The organism is Zoogloea sp. (assembly GCF_017302315.1).
GTDB lineage: Bacteria > Pseudomonadota > Gammaproteobacteria > Burkholderiales > Rhodocyclaceae > Zoogloea.
The window spans coordinates 1-5,453 of record NZ_JAFLDT010000138.1; the positions used below are offsets into that span (position 1 = coordinate 1).

General features: G+C 65.8%; 4 protein-coding genes. 2 read left to right on the forward strand and 2 right to left on the reverse strand.

From position 1 onward, the window contains the following. Nucleotides 1-847: amidase family protein (locus J0L98_RS20945; protein WP_296414115.1), on the forward strand; the 847-nt coding region annotated here is incomplete at its 5' end. Nucleotides 848-1,191: 344 nt separating this feature from the next. Here J0L98_RS20945 and J0L98_RS20950 read toward each other — a convergent pair. Next, the gene (locus tag J0L98_RS20950; RefSeq protein WP_296414116.1) at nt 1,192-1,542 is read right to left on the reverse strand and encodes a 2Fe-2S iron-sulfur cluster binding domain-containing protein; all 351 of its coding nucleotides are present in this window, start codon (nt 1,540-1,542) and stop codon (nt 1,192-1,194) included. Between the two features lie 266 nt (nt 1,543-1,808). Here J0L98_RS20950 and J0L98_RS20955 point away from each other — a divergent pair, with 266 nt between their 5' ends. Then, nucleotides 1,809-3,479 carry a sigma-54-dependent Fis family transcriptional regulator gene (locus J0L98_RS20955; RefSeq protein ID WP_296414118.1) on the forward strand — a complete coding sequence of 557 codons (1,671 nt, stop codon included), beginning with the start codon at nt 1,809-1,811 and terminating at the stop codon, nt 3,477-3,479. 167 nt (nt 3,480-3,646) lie between these two features. On the opposite strand, the gene J0L98_RS20960 is transcribed toward J0L98_RS20955, so the two are convergent. Beyond that, nucleotides 3,647-4,837: a benzoate/H(+) symporter BenE family transporter gene (locus J0L98_RS20960; protein ID WP_296414120.1), complete on the reverse strand. Its 1,191-nt coding sequence runs from the start codon at nt 4,835-4,837 to the stop codon at nt 3,647-3,649. Between the last annotated feature and the right edge of the window lie 616 nt (nt 4,838-5,453).

Here is a 5,453-nt window from a genome sequence, read left to right on the forward strand (position 1 = left end):
AGTCCAGCCCGAGTCGGTCTTTCCGGTCACCCGGGAGATCACCCTCGGCGGGGCACGGGCCAGCGCTGTGGAGGCCTTTGACGCCCAGTACCGGCTCAAGGCCCTGAAGCGCAGGTGCGATGCCGTATGGCAGGGCGTGGATCTGATCCTCACGCCCACCGCCGGCTACCACCCCACCATCGCCGCGGTGGAGGCCGACCCGATCCGCATCAACACGGACCTGGGCTACTACACCAACTTCATGAACCTGCTGGATTATTCGGCCGTCGCCGTGCCCGCCGCCATCCGCCCGGACGGCCTGCCCTTCGGCGTCACCCTGTTCGCCCCGGCCCACCAGGACATGCCGCTGCTGGAACTGGCAGGCCGCTGGCAGGCCGACACCCGGCTGCCGGCCGGCGCTACCGGCAAGGTCCTGGCTGCTGCGCCGGTCATCCCCGAGCCTGCCGACAATGGCATGGTCCGGGTGGCGGTGTGCGGCGCCCACCTGTCCGGCCTGCCCCTCAACAGCCAGCTCACCCAGCGCGGCGCCCGGCTGATCGGAGCGGTGCGGTCAGCACCGGAATACCGCTTCTACGCCCTGGCCGGCGGCCCGCCCCTGCGCCCCGGCATGGTCCGGGTGGCCGAGGGCGGCGCCAGCATCGAGATGGAAGTGTGGGAACTGCCCGCCAGCGAGTTCGGCAGCTTCGTCGGCGGCATCCCGGCACCCTTGGGCATCGGCAAGGTGCGCCTCGAAGACGGCAGCCTGGTGAGCGGCTTCATCTGCGAGAGCGCCGGCCTGGAGGGCGCAGAAGACATCACCCATCTGGGTAGCTGGCGCAGGTGGCTAGCGAGCCGGGCCGGGAACTGACATGAAAAAAACGGCCATCACTTGACAGTGACGGCCGTTGAAAACCAGGTAGCCCGCCGGGAGAGGGAGGTGAAGAAGACGGGCAGTGATCCTGGTTGAAGGAACGGGTTGATGCAAATACTCACAAGGGCCCACGCAGGGTCGAGTTCATCCTGCTTTCCTCGGCAGGCCTCCCTGAAGCAGACGCAAACACGGTGACTGGAGGGACCGTAGAGGCGACTTCAGTCGCCCGCGGGCTTCGATCAACGGTTTGCTTGTGTTCGACGCGTGGATGGGCGACTGAAGTCGCCCCTACACGTTGCCCCTACACCTTGCCTCTGCAGGGGCGGATGGATTGGCAACGCTCAAGTTGCAGGGCCGCCTGTTGAGGCTTCCGCCCCGGCGCCCGCCTGACCAAGGGCCTTGCACATCTTGCCCACCACGGTCACCGACATTTCACCCCGGGGATACACCCGACAGGCCAGCACCACGCCGCCGGCTTCTTCTTCCTCACTGATGCAGGCGCGGCTCATCTTGCGGGCCTCGTAGCTGCCGGTATCGACGTGCACCTTGCACACACCACAGCCACCGCCCCGGCAACCCACGGGGATGCCTCGCCGGCCCAGCACTTCCATGCCGCGCAGCAGGCTCAGGTCGGACGCACAGGCGAAATCCTCCCCGCTGTTTTCTATATGAATGCGGTACTTCTCGGCCATCGTCTCCTCCTGGTGGGCGGCCCGGGCACGGTCACGCTGCGGTGACCTTGGTCAAAACACCTGGCTCGCCATTTTTCTCGAGATTTTGTATTATTATCGCTAATCAGCCGATAACGCAAGTTGATAAGTGCGTGACGGCTGCCGTGAAGGCATGCCACGAATACACTCTCCATGCGTGGTATAAGGCGATGCCTTCCGCTGCCGCGGCCTCCGGGCCGGACACCACAATTCCTATCGAGCAGCGAAGGACTTCCGGAGGAGAAGACTTGAGCGACATCCGCTACCCGCAAAACAACGACCTGCGTAGCCTTGTGCATTTCTGTGCCGAAAAGGGGCTGATCTGGCTCGGCGAGAGCCGCATGATCCTGATGCACGCAGCTGCCCTGGCGGAGTTGCGCAAGGAGCTCATCAACTCGGTGGGCATCGACCAGGCCCGCCGCATCCTGACCCGCATGGGCTACGCCTCCGGTGCGCGGGATGCCGAGCTGGCGAAGAAGATCCGCGTCGGCCAGAGCCTGCAGGACGCCTTCGTAGTCGGCCCCCAGTTGCACATGCTCGAAGGCATGGTGCATGTCTCCCCGGTGAAGCTGGATTTCGACCTGGAGGGCGGGCACTTCTTCGGTGAGTTCATCTGGGAGAACTCCTGCGAGGCCGAGGTGCACGTGCGCGAGTTCGGCCACGCCGAGCATCCGGTGTGCTGGATGGAGATCGGCTACGCCTCGGGCTACACCTCGGCCTTCATGGGGCGCTTCATCCTGTTCAAGGAGGTCGAATGTTCCGCCACCGGCAGCAACCACTGCCGCATCGTCGGCAAGCCGGTGGAAGAATGGCCTGACGCCGCCGAACACACCCCCTTCTATGAGGCCGACTCCATCGTCGGACGCATGCTCGAGCTGCGCAGCCAGGTGGACGCCCTGCGCGCCTCCCTCGAACGCAGCCTGCCGCGCCAGAACCTGATCGGTGCCTCCTCCGGCTTCCGCCACGCCTACACCCTGATCGAGAAAGCCGCCGCCACCCAGGTGACGGTATTGCTGCTGGGCGAGACCGGCGTCGGCAAGGAGCGCTTCGCCCGCGCCTTGCACGAGATGAGCGGCCGGGCCAGCAGCCCCTTCGTGGCCATCAACTGTGCCGCCCTGCCCCATGACCTGATCGAGTCCGAGCTCTTCGGTGTCGAAAAAGGCGCCTTCACCGGCGCCCAAGTGTCACGCATGGGCAAGTTCGAGCGGGCCGACGGCGGCACCCTCTTCCTCGACGAGATCGGCGAACTGCCCCTCGCCGCCCAGGCCAAGCTGCTGCGGGTACTGCAGGAGGGCGAGATCGAACGCCTCGGCGACGACCGCACCCGCAAGATCAACGTGCGTCTGGTGGCAGCCACCAACGTGGACCTGCAGGCCGCCGTGAAGGCCGGGCGCTTCCGCAGCGATCTCTATTACCGCCTCAATGTCTACCCGGTGGTCATCCCACCCCTGCGCGAACGCCTGTCCGACATCCCCCTGCTGGTGGAATCCATGCTGCAGCGCTTCGGCGCCCTGCACGGCAAGCGCGTACCCGGCCTCACCGACAAGGCCCTGCGCGCCCTCAAGGGCCACACCTGGCCGGGCAACATCCGCGAGCTGGAGAACCTCATTGAGCGCGGCATGATCCTCTCCCCCCAGAACGAACCCATCGAGGTCGAGCATCTGTTCGCCGAGCCCCAGGACTTCGAAGCTGTCAGCCACGGCATCGACGCCACCGGCAACCTGGCAGCAGCCCCCGGCACCGGCGACATGGATGTGCTGTGCCGCCAGGTGATGCACACCGGCGTTAGCCTCGACGAGCTGGAACAGGCCCTCATCCAGCACGCCGTCAAGGAAGCCGGCGGCAACCTCTCCGGCGCCGCCCGCCGCCTGGGCATCACCCGCCCGCAGCTGAATTACCGGTTGAAGAAGAAGGAGTGAGGCAGGGGCATGGTCGTCTGAAGGTCGATACGGTCTCTCCCGTAGGGGCGACTTGTAGGGGCGACTTCAGTCGCCCATCCGCGCGCCGATCACCGGCATACCCTTGATCAACGTCCGCGGGCGACTGAAGTCGCCCCCACTGGAAGCCCGCACACTTTAGCGCCGCTTCAGGGGCTTTCCCCGGGTGACTTCACCCGCCACTTCCGATGCAACACCAGGTAGGCCACCAGGCCGATGATCGCACCCCAGAAAGCGGACCCCAACCCCAGGAAACTCATGCCGGACGCGGTGGCCAGGAAGGTGATGACGGATGCCTCCCGATGATCGGCCTCGTTGATGGCGCCCATGATGTTGGCGGTGATCGCACCGATCAGGGCGAGGCCGGCCAGCACCGCCACGAAGGCCGGCGGGAGCACGGTGAAGAGGGACACGATGGTGGCACCGCAGGCGCCGCCGATCAGGTAGAACAGGCCATTGGACACCCCGGCCACGTAGCGCCGGGCCGGGTCTTCGTGGGCGTCGCGGCCGGTGCACAGGGCGGCGGTGATGGCGGCGATGACGATGGTGATGCCGCCAAAGAAGGCCACCACCACCGAGGTGATGGCGGTCACGGCGATGATGGGCCGGGCAGGCGTGGTGTAGCCGGAGCTGCGCAGGATCGCCATGCCCGGCAGGAACTGACCGGTGATGCTGACCAGCACCAGGGGCAGCGCAAGACTCAGCGTCGCGCTCCAGCTCCACTCCGGGCGGATGAACACCGGCGTGGCCAGCCCCAGTTGCACATGCCCGAGATCGGCCTTGCCCAGCAGGCTGGCCAGGGCGACCCCGACGAGCAGCACCAGGATCATGCAATAGCGCGGCGTGAGGCGTTTCAGGATCACATAGGCGGCGATCATGCCGAAGCCCAGCAGCGGTGCGCTGCTGGCAGCGCTGAAGGCCTTCACGCCGAACTGGAACAGGATGCCGGCCATCATGCCGGCGGCGATGCCCTTGGGCATGTGCTTGAGCAGGCGGTCGAAGGAGCCTGAGATACCGATGAGGAACAGGATCACCGCCGTGGTCAGGTAGGCCCCCACCGCCTCATTGAGGGACAGGCCGGGAAACAGGGTCACCAGCAGCGCCGTCCCCGGCGCCGACCAGGCGGTGACCACCGGCACCTTCAGGGCAACGCTGAGGAAGATCCCCGACAGGGCCGCGCCGATGGAGACCGCCCACACCCACGACGAGATCATGTCAGGGGCCACCCCGGCCGACTGGGCGGCCTGGAAGAAGATGACCAGCGGCCCGGAATAGGAAATGAGGACGGCCAAAAAGCCCGCCGTGACTGCGGAGACGGACCAGTCCTTGCGTGGAATCATGGGTGTCCTTGGGGAAAGTCTGAGGGATGCAGGACGTACCGACCTGCGGGGTCAAATTCATTCGACCGCTTCACACGGATGACCGGCAAGCCTTTGGCCAAAGCCTGAGGTCGAATGAACCTGATTTCCTCCGTTTGACGCGTCATCTGACGGTCGATACGGTCTCTCCTGTAGGGGCGAGTTGCATGGGCGACTTGTAGGGGCGACTTCAGTCGCCCACCCACGCGTCGATCACAGGCATGCCCTTGATCGACGTCCGCGGGCGACTGAAGTCGCCCCCACAGTCCCTCCTGCCGCCCTCAGCGCGTTCCATAAACCCCTTCAGCTTCACCCATCGGGTGATCCGGCCAGTGGAGGGAAAACCCGCGCCAGCATTGGGTTTACGTCTGGTTCGGGGAGGACAACCGAGGAAAATAGAATGAACTCGACGCCACGGAGGATGCATGACGCACGGAGCCGGGCCAGGCCCGACCCCATGCTCGGCATCATGCCCGCTTCATCAGCACCACCGGCGCGTTGAAGGCGGCGAGGCGCTCCGCCTGGAGCTGCCGGGCTTTCGCCAGGTTCTTCTCCTTCACATGCCCGTAGCCGCGGATCTCGTCAGGCCAGCAGGCCA